Source organism: Gimesia chilikensis (assembly GCF_007744075.1).
Taxonomy (GTDB): domain Bacteria; phylum Planctomycetota; class Planctomycetia; order Planctomycetales; family Planctomycetaceae; genus Gimesia; species Gimesia chilikensis_A.
The window spans coordinates 4,688,383-4,706,123 of the sequence record NZ_CP036266.1; the positions used below are offsets into that span (position 1 = coordinate 4,688,383).

General features: G+C 53.0%; 16 protein-coding genes and 1 tRNA gene. 11 read left to right on the plus strand and 6 right to left on the minus strand.

Annotated elements, in window-relative coordinates:
- Positions 1–28: 28 nt before the first annotated feature.
- Positions 29–760, minus strand: coding sequence for a hypothetical protein (locus tag HG66A1_RS17610; RefSeq protein ID WP_145041754.1), 732 nt, complete (start codon positions 758–760; stop codon positions 29–31).
- Positions 761–976: 216 nt separating this feature from the next.
- Here HG66A1_RS17610 and HG66A1_RS17615 point away from each other — a divergent pair, with 216 nt between their 5' ends.
- The 10 genes from HG66A1_RS17615 to HG66A1_RS17660 all read left to right on the plus strand — a co-directional run bounded on the left by HG66A1_RS17615 (position 977) and on the right by HG66A1_RS17660 (position 10,197).
- The gene (locus HG66A1_RS17615) at positions 977–1,882 is read left to right on the plus strand and encodes a YihY/virulence factor BrkB family protein (protein WP_145186766.1); all 906 of its coding nucleotides are present in this window, start codon (positions 977–979) and stop codon (positions 1,880–1,882) included.
- 145 nt (positions 1,883–2,027) lie between these two features.
- On the plus strand, positions 2,028–3,407 hold the full coding sequence (locus tag HG66A1_RS17620) for a DUF1501 domain-containing protein (protein ID WP_145186769.1): 1,380 nt from the start codon (positions 2,028–2,030) through the stop codon (positions 3,405–3,407).
- Positions 3,408–3,430: 23 nt separating this feature from the next.
- A complete protein-coding gene (locus tag HG66A1_RS17625; protein WP_232106605.1) occupies positions 3,431–3,709 on the plus strand; it encodes a hypothetical protein in 279 nt (92 codons plus the stop codon).
- 54 nt (positions 3,710–3,763) lie between these two features.
- On the plus strand, positions 3,764–4,300 hold the full coding sequence (locus HG66A1_RS17630; protein ID WP_197996643.1) for a SelL-related redox protein: 537 nt from the start codon (positions 3,764–3,766) through the stop codon (positions 4,298–4,300).
- A gap of 129 nt (positions 4,301–4,429) precedes the next feature.
- Positions 4,430–5,470, plus strand: a complete 1,041-nt coding sequence (locus HG66A1_RS17635; protein ID WP_145186778.1) for an NAD-dependent epimerase/dehydratase family protein — start codon at positions 4,430–4,432, stop codon at positions 5,468–5,470.
- Between the two features lie 49 nt (positions 5,471–5,519).
- Positions 5,520–6,581, plus strand: a complete 1,062-nt coding sequence (locus tag HG66A1_RS17640; protein ID WP_145186781.1) for a dihydrodipicolinate synthase family protein — start codon at positions 5,520–5,522, stop codon at positions 6,579–6,581.
- A gap of 216 nt (positions 6,582–6,797) precedes the next feature.
- A complete protein-coding gene (locus HG66A1_RS17645; RefSeq protein ID WP_145186784.1) occupies positions 6,798–7,181 on the plus strand; it encodes a GlsB/YeaQ/YmgE family stress response membrane protein in 384 nt (127 codons plus the stop codon).
- A 232-nt stretch (positions 7,182–7,413) separates the two neighbouring features.
- On the plus strand, positions 7,414–8,037 hold the full coding sequence (locus tag HG66A1_RS17650) for a DUF3592 domain-containing protein (RefSeq protein ID WP_145186787.1): 624 nt from the start codon (positions 7,414–7,416) through the stop codon (positions 8,035–8,037).
- A 140-nt stretch (positions 8,038–8,177) separates the two neighbouring features.
- Positions 8,178–8,262 (plus strand) — tRNA-Leu (locus tag HG66A1_RS17655).
- Between the two features lie 309 nt (positions 8,263–8,571).
- Entirely contained in the window at positions 8,572–10,197 is a 1,626-nt protein-coding gene (locus HG66A1_RS17660; RefSeq protein WP_197996644.1) for an ATP-binding protein, read from the plus strand.
- Between the two features lie 13 nt (positions 10,198–10,210).
- Here HG66A1_RS17660 and HG66A1_RS17665 read toward each other — a convergent pair whose 3' ends face one another.
- Both HG66A1_RS17665 and HG66A1_RS17670 read right to left on the minus strand, forming a co-directional pair.
- Positions 10,211–11,902: a PAS domain-containing sensor histidine kinase gene (locus HG66A1_RS17665; RefSeq protein WP_145186791.1), complete on the minus strand. Its 1,692-nt coding sequence runs from the start codon at positions 11,900–11,902 to the stop codon at positions 10,211–10,213.
- Positions 11,903–12,254: 352 nt separating this feature from the next.
- A complete protein-coding gene (locus tag HG66A1_RS17670; protein WP_145186794.1) occupies positions 12,255–12,896 on the minus strand; it encodes a response regulator transcription factor in 642 nt (213 codons plus the stop codon).
- An 846-nt stretch (positions 12,897–13,742) separates the two neighbouring features.
- Between HG66A1_RS17670 and HG66A1_RS17675 the strand changes: the two genes are divergently transcribed.
- Positions 13,743–14,336 (plus strand): PleD family two-component system response regulator, encoded by a 594-nt coding sequence (locus HG66A1_RS17675; protein ID WP_145186797.1) that lies wholly within the window; start codon positions 13,743–13,745, stop codon positions 14,334–14,336.
- A 47-nt stretch (positions 14,337–14,383) separates the two neighbouring features.
- Here HG66A1_RS17675 and HG66A1_RS17680 read toward each other — a convergent pair whose 3' ends face one another.
- The 3 genes from HG66A1_RS17680 to HG66A1_RS17690 all read right to left on the minus strand — a co-directional run bounded on the left by HG66A1_RS17680 (position 14,384) and on the right by HG66A1_RS17690 (position 17,725).
- The gene (locus tag HG66A1_RS17680) at positions 14,384–15,412 is read right to left on the minus strand and encodes a nucleoside hydrolase (RefSeq protein WP_232106606.1); all 1,029 of its coding nucleotides are present in this window, start codon (positions 15,410–15,412) and stop codon (positions 14,384–14,386) included.
- A 75-nt stretch (positions 15,413–15,487) separates the two neighbouring features.
- On the minus strand, positions 15,488–16,282 hold the full coding sequence (locus tag HG66A1_RS17685) for a DUF1080 domain-containing protein (protein WP_145186805.1): 795 nt from the start codon (positions 16,280–16,282) through the stop codon (positions 15,488–15,490).
- Between the two features lie 18 nt (positions 16,283–16,300).
- Positions 16,301–17,725 carry a neutral/alkaline non-lysosomal ceramidase N-terminal domain-containing protein gene (locus HG66A1_RS17690; RefSeq protein WP_145186808.1) on the minus strand — a complete coding sequence of 475 codons (1,425 nt, stop codon included), beginning with the start codon at positions 17,723–17,725 and terminating at the stop codon, positions 16,301–16,303.
- Positions 17,726–17,741 lie beyond the last annotated feature (16 nt).

Here is a 17,741-nt window from a genome sequence, read left to right on the forward strand (position 1 = left end):
TGAGATTTCTGCTCCACACCGGGGCTGCTTAGTGAACCTGAGCTGGCACCCACCGTACCGGACGGGCTCCCTGACCGGGCTGAGCCGAGCTGGGAATGTTGGTCGGAGCATACAGCATGGAAGGCGGAACGGAAGACATCGGCTCTTCGGCAGCAGGTGCAGGCGCTGGTTTCTGGATGGCTCCCTTAGGTCCGTGATCGGGCGTAGGGGCAATCTTCTGAGGGACCACAGTTGCAGGACCAGAGGGAGTACCGTGTCCTTCCGGAACGAATCCGCCGTGGTAATCACCTTGATACTCACCTTCGTAGGTTTGCGGAGATTCATAGTACTGCCCCTGTCCTCCCTGCGGACCACAGGTCGGGCAGTTGGACTGGGAAGAGAAGTTCGGCGTGGGGTACGATTCCATGGGATAGGTTTCCATGGGACCTTCATCCCAGCCACCATAGCTGAAGGTTCCCGAAGCCAGAGTGGAAGGGAACTTCTTACCAAAACCATGCTTCTTAAAAGGACCGCAGGTATTGCAGCCACCACAGGGATCACAGGTATTGCACGGATCACAGGAATTGCAGCATAGCTTTTGCATCCGCTGTGCGCGGTGCTTTGACAGCGAACATTTGATATCATCCATAAAGTTGGTGGGTCCGTACATCTCACCACCGCAGACCATGCCGGTCGACGGATCGTAATAACCTGGTCCGGCGCAGCCGGTCAGAGGAAGACAGAGTAAAATACCCACACTTAATTTCAGTAACGAATTCATTTGGAAAATCCGGTCAATCTCAGTTCTTAAAAGTGGTCGTCACTCGCGGAGTGACAGTCGCAGGATCCCCTGCAGAGAGAACCCTCTATCTCTGAGATCGTCATTTCCCAATGTTAACCTTTAATGATTATAGGAATTTTAACGATTTTTATTGTCGTTCAGCTGCCAGAGGTTCGCGTTGTCGTAAGCCGTTGTGATAGAACAGATTAAATAGACATGAACAAATCCGAACAACTTGATCTGAGTAAAATCGGCTTTCTCGCGATGTGGAAATTAGGGGGCCTGACTCCCTGGGATCTGGTCCGACGTGCCTTTATCGGCTACAACCAGCACCGCCTCAGTGCCCAGAGTGCACAGTTCGCCTATTACGCCATCTTTACGCTCTTCCCACTGCTGATGGTCCTGATCGGCTGCGTAGCTCAACTCCCGATCGAGGGCCTGATTCGCAGCATGGAAAACGCCATCAATATGGGACTGCCCCATGATCTCTCCCAAATCCTGTTCGACCAGATCGCTGACATCCAGAAGAAAACCACCTTCAGTCTGATCATGGGAGGCGTGGTCCTTTTATCCTGGGGGGGCATGCGCCTGTTCCTCACGATGGGTAAAGGACTGGATGCCGTGTTTGAAGTCGATCATCGCAGAAAGTTACTCAAAGCGGGCGGACTCTCCCTGTTGCTGACATTTTTTGTGCTGTTCCTGTTGTTACTTGCCATGATTCTGCTGGTGGTCGGCCCCGCGATGGCCCGCCTGCTGCTGTCAAATTTTGATATGCCCTGGCTGCATGTCCTGCTCTCTGCCGGTACCCGCTGGTCAGTTGCCTGCGGCTTCATGCTGATTTCGACCTCGGTCATCTACTGGGCCGTTCCCAGTGTCAGACTTCCCTGGAACATCATCACTCCGGGCAGCCTGTTTGTTGTTGTCAGCTGGGTGGTCATGTTGCTGGGCTTTCGCGAGTATGTCGAAAATTTTGCACACTACAACGAAACTTATGGGACCCTGGGGGGATTCATTGTGTTACTCGTCTGGTTGTATATGACCGGAGCGATTCTGATGATGGGGGCTGAGATCAACGGCGTAATTTATCGGGCGGCGAAAGAGAAATCCGCAGCCATCAGCTGACCGTCCTGCTTCGTTGTTTGCTCTCTCCCCCTGATTCCCGCTCTCTCACTCGAAACAGAGCGCTTCCTTATTGACGAAACCAGAGAGAGGATTCTAAAATACATCAACGTCCACTTATTTCTTAGTCGCGTTCTGGAGCGCAATTATGTTCCGTGTCGAGTTTGGCAAAAGCGGCAAATATTGTGACGGTCTCAGCCGTCGTCACTTCCTGCAGGTCGGTATGGCTGGCATGGGCTCGGCCAGTCTCTCACAGATCCTGCATGCGAAAGCAAACGCAGCTCAGAACGGCATCCCGGCGAAAGACACCTCCGTCATCTTGCTCTGGCTCGATGGCGGACCAAGCCACCTCGACACCTATGACATGAAGCCCGAAGCCCCCAGCGAATACAGGGGCATCTGGAATCCGATTCACACCAACGTCCCCGGCATGGACATCACCGAGCTGTTTCCGCTCCAGGCGAAATGTGCGGACAAGTTCTCGGTCGTCCGCTCTCTACATCATAATACCGGTGACCACTTTACCGGCGGACACTGGATGCTCACCGGACGGGGAGGCGTCAGCGGTGGCAGCACACCCGGTCGGAATCCGTCCATCGCCTCAATGGCCACCAAGGTCCTTGGTCCGCGTGATCCGGGAATGCCGGCCTATGTCTCCGTCCCTTATGCATCGAGCATCGGATTGCGTCCCGGCTACTTCGGCGGCAACTTCCTGGGCGTGCAGTACGATCCCTTCGAAACCGGCTCGGATCCCAACAACCAGAATTTCCAGGTCCAGAACCTGAGCCCCATTAACGGGCTCTCACTCCAGCGGCTCAAAGACCGCAAAGACCTGCTCAAAACATTCGATCGCCTCCGCAGAGATGTGGACCAGTCGGGCATGCTCGATTCCATGGATCGCCTGGACCAGAAAGCTTATGACATGGTCACTGGCGAAAAAGCCCGCCGCGCATTTGATCTTAAATCCGAAGACGAAAAGCTCCGCGATCAATACGGACGCCACACCTGGGGACAGAGTGTCCTGCTGGCCCGCCGTCTGGTGGAAGCGGGAACCACCTTCGTCACCGTGCACTTTGGTGGCTGGGACCATCACTGGAACCTGCAGAGCGGAATGGAAAGCTATCTCCCCCGCGTCGACCAGGCCGTGAGTGCTCTGTTTGAAGACCTCGCACAACGTGGTCTCAGTGAAAAGGTGCTGGTCGTGTTGTGTGGTGAATTCAGCCGCACTCCCCGCATGAACGATGGCGGCAACGGTGGACCTCCATTAAGCCAGGGAACGCCCGGCCGCGACCACTGGGGCAACTCCATGTTCTGTCTGCTGGGCGGCGGAGGTGTCAAAGGGGGCCGGATTGTCGGCGCCACCAATCGTCTGGGTGATGCCCCTGCGGACCGTCCCGTCCGTCCCGGTCATATTCATCATACGATTTACCGTGTTTTAGGCATGGATCCGGAAATGCACTTCCCGGATCACTCTGGAAGACCTACGATAGCCGTAGATCACGGTGAAGTGATCAGCGAACTCTTTTAGTGCCTCTATCAGTCAGCGTACCAGTGCCTCACGATTGTCCAAAATCTGATTCCCCAGACGACTCTGCCGGTCTGCGCCGGCGCTGGTCAAGCTTTTTACTGGTAACCGGTGCCCTTGGCCTGGTCTGGTTCGTTGCACTCCCCCGCATCGCCCGGGTCCCGCAGATCCGTGCGAAAATTGAACACCTGGAAGCACACCAGATCGATCCCAGTGCGATGTACTACACCGATCTGGAAAAAGTCGAAGACACGGTACAGCAAATCCACGACTTTCACCGCGAACATCCGAACGCGTTATGGTAAACTGGCACTCAGCAGTTAATGAAAACCTCTCAGTGTCAAATCAAAGAGCGCATCATGGATCAGATCCCCTTTCAGGAAGCACTCGCGGCGTTCCCTTCCTCCCGTGGCAGGACGCTGTCAGACCTCTCCAATGAGGCCCCCGTACTCGTCGTGTTCCTCAGGCACGGCGGCTGCCCTTTCTGTCGCGAGGTTCTGGCCCAACTGCAGTCCCTGTCCGCTGAACTCACCAAACGCGGCCTGCAACTCGCCATCGTCCATATGATGGAACCTCAACAGGCAAGCCAGTTGCTGGCCCGCTATCAACTGCAGGACGTCCACTCTTTCAGTGATCCGGAGCGCAAACTGTATGAGCTCTTCCAGGTCAAACGCGGCACGCTTTCTGAAGTCGCCGGACCTGCGATCTGGTGGTCCGGCTTCAAGACCACGATCCTCTCCGGCCATCTGCCAGGCATCCCCGGTAAAGATGTGCAACAGCTGGGAGCAGCGCTGATTCTTGACAAGGGGCAGATCGTCGCCAGCCATTTTTCCCAGAACTCGGCTGATCAACCCGACTGGGATCAACTGCTAGCCTGCGAACTTCCCCCGCATTGAGCTTTGATTTGTAAGCATTTCCGGTACGTTTCCATTTCCGGGAGAAACCTGCCATAATGCTTAGGAACCTTAAGATATTGAACCCGATTTCATATCGCTCCCACACGACCACAAACGCCCAGGGACACCATGCCTCAGGAATTTCCCGAAACAATTGAGAACGTCGCACAACTCGAAGAACTACTCAGCCGCCCCACCCCCGGCGTGATGGAAGCATTGCAACAGACTCCCGGCGATCTGATTCTGCTGGGCATCGCAGGCAAAATGGGACCAACACTGGCACAGATGATCCTCCGTGCGGATGAAGCCGCCGGAATCACCCGCCGCGTGATTGGTGTCAGCCGCTTTTCAGATGAATCGAGCCGTCAGCCTCTGGAAGACCTCGGCATTGAAACGATCAAAGGAGATCTGCTCGATAGCGATTTCATCCAGAGTCTGCCCGACGTTCCCAATGTGATCTACATGGCGGGCATGAAATTCGGCGCCACGGGCAACGAATCGCTGACCTGGGCTATGAATACCTATCTTCCTGCCCTGGTCTGTAACAAGTACCGAAACAGCCGCATCACCGCATTTTCCACGGGCAATATCTACGGACTCGTCCCTGCGAACGGCTCGGGTTCGGTCGAAACCGATCAGCCCGATCCCGTGGGTGAGTATGCGATGAGTTGCCTGGGTCGCGAACGAATGTTCGAGCATTTCAGTCGCACGCTGGAAATTCCAATGACGATCATCCGCCTGAACTACGCCACCGAGTGCCGCTACGGTGTACTCGTCGACCTGGCACTTCAGGTCTACCAGGAACAGACGATCGATGTTTCCATGGGTTACGTCAACGTGATCTGGCAGGGTGACGCGAATGCGATGACGCTCTGCTCACTACCCGATGCCACCACCCCACCGGCTTACCTGAATGTCGCCGGTCCGCGGATCCTCAAAGTGCGCGAGGTCTGCGAACGATTTGGGGAACTCTTTGGAAAACCGGTTCAGTTCACAGGCAGTGAAGCGCGGGACGCCCTGCTGAATAACGGCCAGTATGGTCATCAGAAGTACGGAGCCCCCCTGGTGGATGTCGAACAGATATTCGACTGGATCGCACACTGGATTCAAACCGACGGCCCCCTGCTGGGCAAGCCGACTCACTTTGAATCGCGTAGCGGCAAATTCTAAAGACAGCTGACTATCACCTCCTCGCTTTGAATCAGGATGCAAACGAACTGTGACCCCGTCCATCATTACGAAAACACTCCAACAGGGAACCGCCATCCCGGCACATCCCCTGGCCCTGAATGCCTCCCGCCAACTGGATGAACGCCGGCAAAGGGCGCTCTCGCGTTATTATATCGCCAGTGGTGTAGGCGGACTGGCAGTCGGCGTGCATACCACACAGTTTGAAATACGCGAACCGGGTATCGATCTGTTTCAACCCGTTCTGGAACTGGCCAGCGAAGAGATGGATCGGGCCGACGCGACGCGGCGCGTCCCCCTGATTCGCGTCGCGGGGATTTGTGGCCCCACCGATCAGGCCACCCGGGAAGCCAGTATCGCCCGCGAGGCCGGCTACCATTATGGTCTGCTCAGCCTGTCAGCTCTGAAGGAAGCGGATGAAGAGACGCTGATTCAACATTGTCGCGCCGTGGCTGAAATCATTCCCGTCTTCGGATTCTATCTGCAACCCGACGTGGGCGGACGACTGCTCCCCTACTCCTTCTGGCGGCGGTTCTGTGAGATTGAAAACGTGGCTGCGATTAAGATGGCCCCCTTCAACCGCTATCACACTCTGGACGTGATCCGCGCGGTGGCAGAATCGGGCCGCGAAGATATCGCCCTGTATACGGGGAACGATGACAACATCGTGCTCGACCTGGTCACGCCGTTCCGCTTTCGTTCGGGAGAGAATGCCCTCGAACGCCGCATCCGGGGCGGCCTGCTCGGACACTGGGCTGTCTGGACCAGTCGTGCTGTGGAAATTCTCGATGAATGTCAACAGATCGCGTCCCGCGGCGAAGCCATTCCGCTTTCCATCCTGCAGTTGAACACCGAAGTAACGGACTGCAACGCGGTCTTCTTTGACGTCGCCAACCGGTTCCAGGGTTGCATCCCCGGCATTCATGAAGTGCTGCGTCGTCAGGGACTGCTCGAGGGAACCTGGTGCCTGAATCCCCAGGAAACCCTGGGCCCCGGTCAGTTGGCCGAGATCGATCGGATCTATGAAGCTTACCCGCATCTGAATGACGATGCCTTCGTGGCGGAGCATCTGGACGACTGGCTCAGTGGTTGAGCCCCGTTAAATCCAATCTCGCCATGCGTCCCAAAAAGGCAAATAACTTGAGTCAAATTCTGGTAAAACGGTTCGAAACCCAAGTTTGAGATCGGTCTTGACGATAATAACTATGTCGGGTAAGAAGTGCTTCTCTTCACCGGGCCAACCTGCTCACAGACACAATCTCCCCTAAACACAAGATGAAAAAGCATTTAGCGACGAAGGACCGTCTTCATGTTTGACGAGAATATGACTCGGATTCTGCAGGAAGCAGTCAACGAGATGTTAGTCTGGGTTGGTTTTGGCACTCTGGTAGGTCTGGCTGCCAAAGCGATCATGCCCGGAAAAGATCCAGGCGGTGCCGTCAGTACCATGCTGATGGGGATCGGCGGCAGTGTCGTCGGTTGTGGCACCCTGATGTTTTTCTGGGACGGAGCCCGCGTCACGCCGATCAGCTCGATCGGTTTCCTGGCAGCCACCGGTGGTGCCTTCATTCTGCTGTTTTTCTATCGCCTGCTCTCCGGTTCCTTTTTTTCCGAAGCCGAAGATGGCGAACGCTGGTTGCACCGTCGTCGCAGACGCCGTCGTGCCCGTGACCTGGCTGACGAGACCTATTAAACCGGGTTCAATCAGCTCGATCAGCAATCGACACTAACCTCTTCCTTCTATCTGCTCACGAAGGTAGTTTCGAGAATACGTCCCCACCTGACCAGCATGCTGATTCACTCATCTGAGACAGTGAAACGCATTGACAAATACGCGAATGTTCACCAGAATTGTAAGCTGACATCTGCTCAGTCCCTTTGATCGCGAGCGGGCTGACGACAGGCTACTCAGCTGAGGACGATTCATGAGATTCTTATCTCCCCACCCAGGAGATCCCAACTGGTTTCTACTGGCGAAAGCCCTGATTGGTGCCGCCATGGTCATCGGGGCACCGTTTCTGATCAAACCGACATTCAAGAAAATCAGCGAAGCCAGACAAAGTGCGAACTGGCCGCAAACAGAAGCGGAAATCACACGATCTGAGGTCAAGACCGGTCAAAATCGTGGCAGACCTTCCTGGGATCCCATCGTTTCTTATCGCTATTCGGTCGATGGAAAAAACTATACGAGTTCAGACATCGCCTTTCGCGGTTATTCGACTCCCATTCCCTCCCACGCCGAAGAGGTCGTCGATAAATACCCCGTGGGCTCAAAGCACCCGGTATATTATTCTCCGGAAGATCATTCCAAAGCGGTCCTGGAAAAAGGGTCGAACTGGCTCGTAAACCTGAGCCCATTGATCCCTCTCGTGCTATTGATCGCGGGCGGTTATTCCGCCTATGACAACTATATTTTTCTGCGTTCCCGCTTGAGCCAACCGAAGAAAAAGAAGAAAAAAAAACGAGCATCAACCGGCACATCCTCCTCTCCCGATTCGGCTTTGCAACGCCGCAGACGACGCATCAGGAAAAACCAGGACGGTGGTTAACCTTTTTTTTGATTGAGTAGAAAAGCAGCTGAACCTGACCAGACCAATCAGTCTGGTTCTTGGCGGGGATTCAGGCCCCCTGTTTTTCCGGTTCTCGCTTGCAATACATAACCTAATAATCTATATACTCTTAAAGTCATGGCCGAGTGGCGGAATTGGCAGACGCACGGGACTTAAAATCCCGGGTCCGTAAAGGGCGTGCGGGTTCGAGTCCCGCCTCGGCTATTACTGTTTCTCTTTGCAGAACTGCTTTCTGCTTCCCCCCACCTCAGGTGCTTAGCTTTCGCATTGACCTGCGCAGTGTCTGCCCTCTGCCGGTTACTGATACTCCTGCCTCCCTGTTTCTATCTGATAGAGAAACCCAGTACATAATTCGGGGTTTCTCTAAAAACCAAAATCAGACATAATCCTCCTGATAGAGACGCTTCACACAGACTTGAACAGTTCATGGCCTGAACTCAAGCTCCCTCTACATGAGGCACAGGGACCAGGTCGGTCAGCCCTTCAACACAGCACAGAATGCGAAACCAGCACATGGATGTTGCTACGACCACGATTCAGGGGCTCAATTTTCTCCCCGAACTGCTTCCGCCTTCCACGCGCGTACAGATCAATGAAAAACTGCGACAGGAGATGCTGGAACAACGGGAGACAGAGCGGTCTGCCCAGTTACAAATGATTCTGGATGTGAATCCGGATCTCTATTTTCATCTGAATTTACGAGGTGTCATTACCCGCTTCGTGAATGAAAAGAATCAGCATCACTTTCTGCCGGTCGAAACGGTACACCAGAGACATCTGCACGAGATCTTCCCCTCGTCTGTTGCCAGCCAGTTTGAAACGGCACTACAGGAACTGATCCAGTCCCAGGTACCAGTCACTTTTGAATACGCGCTGGAAATCACTCAGGCGATGCGCTGGTTCCAGGCCCGACTGCTCCCTTATCAGCCAGAAGAGACGCTGGTGATTATCCAGGACATCACACAAAGAAAAACCGCAGAAATTAAATTACAACACGTGCATGCCCGTCTGTCAGAAGCACAGCGACAGGCCCACATCGGCAGCTGGGAATGGGATACCCGGGAGAACACACTCTGGTGGTCGGAAGAGATCTATCGCATCCTGGGTCTGGGAGACCTCGATTTCCATCCCACAACGCAGACCTTCATGGAAATGGTGCATGCTGAAGACCGGAAGCTGGTCACCCGGGTGATCACCAACACTCTTGATAACAGGCTGCCGTTCAGTTTCGAACATCGTATCGTGCGGCCCCAGGGAGAGATTCGATACGTCCATCTGCAGGCAGGGTTCAAGCCGGACGCCACGGGAGAAAGCCAACTCATGTACGGCACCATTCAGGACATCACCGAAAAAGTTGAGGCCAGCAGAATTGCCCAGGAATATCGGGATGAACTGGCCCATGTTTCCCGTCTGGTCGTGAAAGGGGAACTCATCGCCGGGCTGTCACATGAACTGAATCAACCTCTCACAGCGATCGCCAATTACTGTGGTGCGATGAAGACACTGATGGAACAGGGAGAAGATGTCAGTCAACTCCGCGATAAAATTGAAAGACAGGCACTGCGTTCCGGCGAGATTATCCACAGACTCAAAGCATTCACTCAAAAACAGCCGCAACAAAAGTTTCTGTTTAATATTCACGACAGCATCCGCAGCGCTCTGCAGATCATCAACTACCAGATCCGCCTGAAACAGATCGAAGTCAAAACCTGCTTCAAGCATAAGTTTACGACCGTCTATGCTGACCGTGTGCAGATTGAACAGGTGCTGGTCAACCTCTTTAAAAACGCGGTAGAAGCCATGGAACATTCCCCGGCTCCCCGCACGTTGACCATTTCGACGGCTTCCACCCCTGACAGAATGATTCAAATCTCCGTCTCAGATACCGGCTGCGGCGTTCCCGAAAGCTTCCGCAGTAAGCTGTTTACTCCTTTCGCGACAAGTAAACAGTCCGGACTGGGAATCGGCCTGTCACTCAGCCGCTCACTGATCCAGGCCGCGGAGGGAAAAATGTGGTTTCTTCCCAACCCCCGCAAGGGAGCAACCTTCTGTATCCAGTTGCCTGCCTGTCAGAAGCCCCTCGAACGTCCTCGTACTGAGCTCAATCGGCATTTCAGAGCCGACGCGGCTCACGACTGAAGCGAATTCCAGCTCAGTTATGATTCAGTTGCAGCATCGCCCGGGCGGGAAGGTAGCGTTGCACCATCTCATACAGGACATCGAATTTGACCGGTTTGCTGAGATAGTCAGTGCAGCCGGCAGCAAGGCATTTTTCCCGGTCGGCAACCAGGGCATGCGCCGTGATCGCAATCACGGGAACCGGTATTTCCTGTTCCCGTAAAAGCCGTACCGCCTCATAACCGCTCATCACAGGCATCTGCATGTCCATCAGAATCAGATCGAATGCAGCATTCTGTGCCACAGCGGTTCGAATCTGATCCACGGCCTCTTTTCCATTGGATGCCGTTTTGACATTCAACCCCATCTTGTTTAACAAATATGTAAACAGACGACGGATCTCCGGAGTATCATCGACCAGCAGAATCTTCTCCGCATTACCACAGGACCGCTGGTCCATTTCAGGGCTTGTGATGTCCTTCCTGTTTGAGTCAGCAGTTTCGAACTGGAATCCCAGTCCATGAGACAAGAGCTGATCTTCATCCGGTTCCAGATGCAAGGTGACGGTGAAGACACTGCCCCGATCCAGGGTAGACTGCACGGTCAGATTACCGCCCAGGATCTGTACCAGCTTGCGACTCAGCGTCAGTCCCAGTCCGGTACCACCATAGTTTCGCGATGTTGAACTGTCGGCTTGGGTAAATGGCTCGAAGATGGTTTTCAGTTTCTCAGCAGGGATTCCGATCCCTGTATCACTCACACTGAACTGCAGAATCCGATCCAGGGGAGACTGAGCAGACATCCGCACATCCAGTTCAATATGCCCTGTATTCGTAAACTTGATGGCATTACTGATCAGATTCGCCAGAACCTGTTTCAATCGCGCCGGATCAGTCTGAATCGACTCGGGTATTGATTTCTGGTACCGCGTCTGAAGACTGAGCCCCTTCTGAGATGCCTGGGGCTGATATTCGTCAATCACTTCCCTCAGGACCCGTAGCGGAGAACAGTGAACTTTCCGGATGGCGAAGTCCCCCATTTCGATCTTGGAGAGGTCCAGGATATCGTTGATGACCTGCAGCAGATGCGCGCCATTATTCTGAATAATCTCAATCAGTTCCTGCTGCTCCTGACCGTTGGAATGCGCTTTCAGGAGATCGGAGTATCCCAGAATGGCCGTCATTGGAGTGCGTATTTCGTGACTCATGTTCGCCAGAAATTCACTCTTAGCCTGATTGGCCCGATCAACGATACTCATGGCGGATTTGAGCTGAAAATCCTTGCGTTTCATCTCTCTGCGAGACTGTTTGAGCCGCTCGACGTATTCATCCAGTTTGTTCTGCGACTTGCGTTGCTCGCTGCAGTCTCGGAAAACACCGATGAATTGAATCTGGTCTGCGGGGTCATCAACGGGCTTCAGAGTCAGCTCGGTGGCGAAACAGGAGCCATCTTTTCGCCTGGCCATCATATTCCGGGCAGTTCCGGATGCTGTCCCCAGTGATTCGACAACATAATGGTCGAACTGTTCGAGACTGGACTCAGAAATCAGTTCTCGAATATTCTGCCCGCTCGCGTCTTCGCGGCTCCAACCGAAGAGATCACTGATTGAATTCGTCGCAGCTAAAATGATGCCCCGCTCATCGACTGCGATGGAAACATCAATACTCAGTAGTAACAGCTGACTGGCAAATTGATCCTCAACGGATCGACTTTGTCTGGATGTCATGACAGGCCCTTCTGTCTGGCAGAATGATAATACGCTTAAGTTAGATTTTTCCCCTTCAGATAATTCAGCTTGTGAAAGACCCCGATTTCTTGTCACTCACTGAGAGAGTTAAAATATGCTGATGTTCGGTTTATCGACTTTCGATCAGTCAAAATCGATGGGGGAATCTCCCCAATCCAGCTTAGGGACAGGCAGATCGCGCCTCACAAATCAAAGGTAACAGGTCACAAACAGAGTGGTTAAGCAAGAATGTCAGCAGACAGGGATAGCCTTTGAAAGGCTTAGTTAAGTCTGAACGATCAGGCAGATTATCCTGCCGCTCAGTGGCTGGTTAAGTATGACAGAATGGAACTCAGGCGTCGTTTCCGTCTTTCTGAAAACCGGGCAGGTCTTTGATTTTATATAGAATATGCACGATATCCGTCGCACTCGAGATGCCCAGCTTGTTCAACACATTGGCTTTATGTTTTTCCATGGTGCGGTAGCTGATGGACATCGCATTCGCAATCTGTTTTCCCGCCTGACCGTCTGCAATCAGGTGAAAGACCTGTTTTTCGCGACGGGTTAAGTTGTCGTAGAGTCCGAGATATTCCTGACTGTCCGCATCGGCCGGACCGCCTTCCTCGTTGAGTTGTGATCTCGCGTATTCGATCGCTTTGATGCACTTCTCTTTCTCAAACGGCTTTTCCAGGTAGTCGCAGGCCCCAAGCTTGACTGCAGAAACCGCTTTTTCAATATCTCCATAGGCACTCATCATCACGACCGGATAGTACAACCGCTGCTTGCGAATCAGTTCCATTGATTCAATGCCGCAGATTTCGGGCATGACCAGATCGATCAGCACACAACCCGGAGTGGAATTCTCTTTCGATTCCAGAAATGCGTAGACGTTGTGATACGTTTTTACTTCATAACCTGATGTGGAAAGTAGTGTTGCAATAGAATCCAGCACGTCGAGATCATCATCGATCACATACACGACAAAATCGCTCATTCGGGCCTCTAAAAGTGTGTCTGTTCAAAGTTGTCCAAGCATCTAATAGAGAGTCGTAGAATCACGCCGTTCAATTTCAACCTGAACGAGGAACGCGTTCCCGCCAAAGACTCTCATTCGCAAGCCACAGATCTCAGTTACTCTGTTAAATCCATTAAGAAAGCAAAAGTGCTTTCAGATAAGGGCAGGCAAAATAATTCCCCCCTCTGCAAGCTCATGGCCCGCATTCCTTACTTGTCTATCTCCTTGTCTATATTAAACACGTGATGGTTAGGAGCAGATCGACTGTGTTTTCTTCAAGTTATTTAGTTTGAGATACTTGCCAGATTTTTTTTATAGATCAAGCAGTACCGATTTCCAGTGTGGTTCTGTATCCAGGAATTAAAGGACACAACAAGAACCAACTGAATGTAGAGGGGAGAAATACCGAGGAAACGATCCGTCGTCTCGAACTTCAGTTCTGTTCAAAATGCGGCTGAAATATAGCGTCTATCGCCCGCGGGCACGCTGATGATCAGCTTGAACGCAGCCCTGATAACAGGAATGCTGGCTAAAACAGGTATGACCGGCTCAATTTAGCTGGTATCAGAATCGATTTGTCTTGGAATAAGATAAAGGAGTGAAATAGGCCCAATTACGTATAAACATAGCACCTGAACACACCCTATGCCACCTGTTTTACCTATACACAAGATCGAATTCAATAAGGAGGTGAATACTCTACCTGCAATTGGGTAATATCCCCCATTTTTATTTTATTTCGAGAAGGCGATAGATGATTAAGTGAAAGACCCCCAAATCAAGTAGCTGACAGCGAATGATTTTAATTCACAGCAGGAATCGAAAATGAAAATACTGATTGTCGATGAAATCGGGTTCATACGTCAGAGTTTGAACCAGAAACTCTCCCGCCACAATTTTGACACGGTATCTGCAGAGAGTGGGGAAGAAGCGCTCGCCATTCTCAAAACAGATTTTTCCGTCGACGCCGTGCTCACCAGCCTCTTCCTGCCCTCCATGAATGCCATCGATCTCTACAAAGCCGCCTCAAAAATTGAACGTTTCAATGACGAAGGGATCATCCCCCCGCTTAACTTCTTCCTGATGGTCACTCGGGAGCATGGAACCTCCTCTCCCCGCATGAAAGAAATGACCAGGGACGCACTGGCGATCGGGTTTAAAGATATGTTGATCAAACCCATTGATACGGAACTGCTCGTCACCAAATTACGTGGGTCCGTGCGCTCTTCAGAACCACCACCGGAAATTGCAGAGCCGGAACCAGTTGTTGCCGCCAGCACAACAGAAGAGACTCGACAGAGTACTCAGCGCATCGACGGCCTGGCCGTCATGCAAAACAGTCTGCATGCGCTGAAAAAGGAGATGTGTGAATCCATCGATATTCTACTGGAAGAAGTGAACCGCAAAGTCAGCAAATGACGTGTGGAGTGCCTGGAGTCTCTGCTCCCGGCACTCTGGTTCAGACATCAAGGCGCACAACGGGCAGGAGGCTGGCTGACCAGATCCCGCAGTACTTCGCGTACGCGAATCGCCTGTTCGGAATTCATTTCCAGGTAACGGTCGCGTCCCAGTTCTTCCGGCTGGAATTTCAGAAAACCGTCGTCTTCTACGGTCACCCGTCCTGGCTGTGACAACGTGAAATATCCGTCATCCGGCCGAACCGCGTAGAGCACACTGGTCAGATCCCAACTGGGCCGATCGTGCTCGGGACCACTGTGCAACAGATAGGCTTCGCGCACGATATGATGTGAACGGTAGCTGAAATCCCGCGCAATGCTCTCCCGCGGATATCGAACCGCGATGCCAATTTCAAAACCGCTCCAGATCACGGGGACCTCCCGGGGCCACTGGTTGACGAAGCGCTGCATCGACTTGATTCCGTTGCGAATATTGGCTTCCAGGAAGTGCTGATTGCCGTCAATCGGTTCAAACGCGCCAGCCATCACGGACACCAGACTCACTTTCTGGCGGATCAGTTCCTTTCCACTCAGAGGGCTGATCTCATCGGCCTTCGATTCCACCAGATCTGCGAGATTCGCCGCTAACCCGACCTGAATCAAGACCACCGAATGATCCGGCTGTGCCATCAGCGTCTTACGCAGCACTGTCACCGCATCTGGTAAATCTTCATTGGAGCGAACATCATGTGGATAGCGCCACTCCTCTTCGTCCTTTTCATTTACCAGTTTCAGGTAACGGCTCTCGCGACGTTGTGCATCCCGGGTCACTCCAATCGGAATCTCACCCCGCCCGTAAAACGTATTCACAGCGTCTGTAAAGGGACCGGTCAACGGGTTGATCTTGGAGATTGTGACAGCCAGCAGTTCGCATTCCCCTCGATCAGCCAGTGTATGCAGCATGGCCAGGGCCAGCACATCATCCACGTCTCCGGAAATATCGGTATCAAAAATGACCCGCACCGGCTCTCGGGCAACGCTCACTTCAGACAGGAGCAGCAGCGCCAGTACGATTCCACAAATTGATCTCAAACTCATTTCGTTAACCATTCACTTCAGCAATTAAGAATACGTTTCCACCGGGAGCAACCAGAAGGTTGTAGCAAGGCCTGCTTATTTCTGCTTCTGCTGTTGCCGGGACCGGTTCTCCATGATCCGCTGCAGTTTCCGCTGCTCAGCCGCCAGAGCCTCATCAGAAATAGTGGCCGGCTTGACCGGACTACGATCCAGCGATTCATCTCCGGGAATCGTACGGAGTTTGATACCGCGATACCAGACCGGATCACCATGATCCTGCAGATAAAGTACACCTCCCCGGTCCGTCAGTTGGGCACCCCGGTTTGCCAGCAGTTCCACATGCCAGGCATAACGGGGATCGGTGTAATCAAAGTCGATCACTTTCTTCCCGTTCAACCAGTGCTGAATAACAGTCCCTTTGCAGACAATTCGCCCCTGGTTCCACTCGCCAACCGGACGCGTCGCATCCTGCGAAGGGGGCATACAGAAGTAAAGCGAGGCGGCACTCGTGCGGGGATTTTTCCCATCCGCATGTTTCTCATTATCCAGAATCTGGTACTCATATTGTCCGGGTCGATAGTACACGCCGCTGTTACTTCCTTCGCCCACTTTCCACTCAAACTTAAGTTCGAAGTCGTCCGGCAGAGGTTGCTGCTTCAAAGTCAGACTTCCCCCTTTACCGGTTCGGGCAATCACCCCTTCCTGAACTTCCCAGTTACCACTCTGGTCCCAGTTCTTCAAATCTTTGCCATTGAACAGTAACTCAAAGCCCTGCTCCTGTTCCTGCTTTGTCAGTTGATTGGGTGAACCGGGCTCTGCTGCACACCCCCAGGTACAAAACTGAAAGAGGCACAAACAGGTTAAGATCGCGCTGGGTTGCAATAAATTCATCTCGATTCCTCAAACTGATTATTCTTGTTTCTGATCCACTTGTTTCAACATCGACAGTACCTGTTCGGTGATTTTGACCGAAGCATCCACTTCAAGATAGCTCCAACTCGACCGCCAGGTTTCATAGCCTTGCAGGATGTGTTGTTCCGGTGTCGGCAGATAACCGTTATAGCCGTTGGCCAGGGCAATCACAAAGGTTGGCTTGAGCGGACTTTTCTGTTTGATTTCCAGGCCGATCTCTGCAAACACTTCGCAGGGAATCGCGACGATCCCCAAATCGCCAATCCGCAAGGCCTGCAATTTCAGATTCACACTGCCGGGCCATTGGTCTATATTAACTGTCTCCCGGGCATAGACTTCATTTGTCGTCAACTTCTCCGGATCTTTCGCAGCCGCCAATAACGCTTTCGCATATTTGACTTCTTCCGCATTCGGCTTCCGAATTCCCAGGTCCAGTGTGCGTTCTTCCATCGCGAGCGTTACGTCCCGGCGGTACTTGAGATCTTTGACCGCCCGATAAGTCCGATCCGCGATTACTTTCGCGACGGCGGTGATGCGTTCAAACACGCCGGCCCGTGGACGCGGTTCTCTGAAATTGATGTTATTGATATCGCCGCTGGAACCGTTGGACATAATGCCGACAAACGTCTCATCGCCCCCCAGTCGTTCCTTGACCTGACGGGCGAATTCACCGAAATAGTCAGCCGAGACCTGGTTCGGCGGCAGTCCTCCTACATAATGCAGCGAGTAATTCGCCAGCAGTGCCAGCGGACGCCCGTCGGCGTGTTGTACCGACAGGATTGAAATATCCGGGTCGGTCGGCCCCGCCGGTTTGATCAACAAGTCACTGCCCCGGGGCGGATTCATCCGCACCTTATCGGTCGTCTTTCCGAACGGATTCGGCCTGATTCCCCCCTCTTTGACGTACCAGCGTCGATTATTCACCTCCGCCGGCTCCGGCACGACGGCCCAGGCTATCTGCGCGGACGCCAGCCGTGAATTGGCTTTGATAATCGCCTGTGCGATACTTTCCGTCAGGAACTGCACATATTCAGGACTTGGCGTGCATTGTGCGAGTGGAGTCACTGCGGGAGCGGTGTGCGTGTGTGTCGCGGAGGTCAGCATGTGGCTGGTGGGGATCCCGGTTTTCTGAGCGGCGATTGCTTTCGCAGCATCAAAGATCTCCCGCGAAATCAGACAGATATCACAGACCACAAACGCCACGCGCGTGTCACCATTCTTTAAGACCAGTGCCCGTGCATGCAAGGTGTCATGCGCCCCTGTCGCCTGTCGATCCTGAAAACTGCCCACCATCGAAACCGGATACTTCGGCGGGTTGATATTCACTTTCACCGCTCCCGCCTGGAGCAAATCATCCGCCGCTGCAGATACAGTCAGCGAGCAGGTCAGCAGCAGAGTGAAACACAAAATCAGTCGATACATGAGAGACTCCATTTAG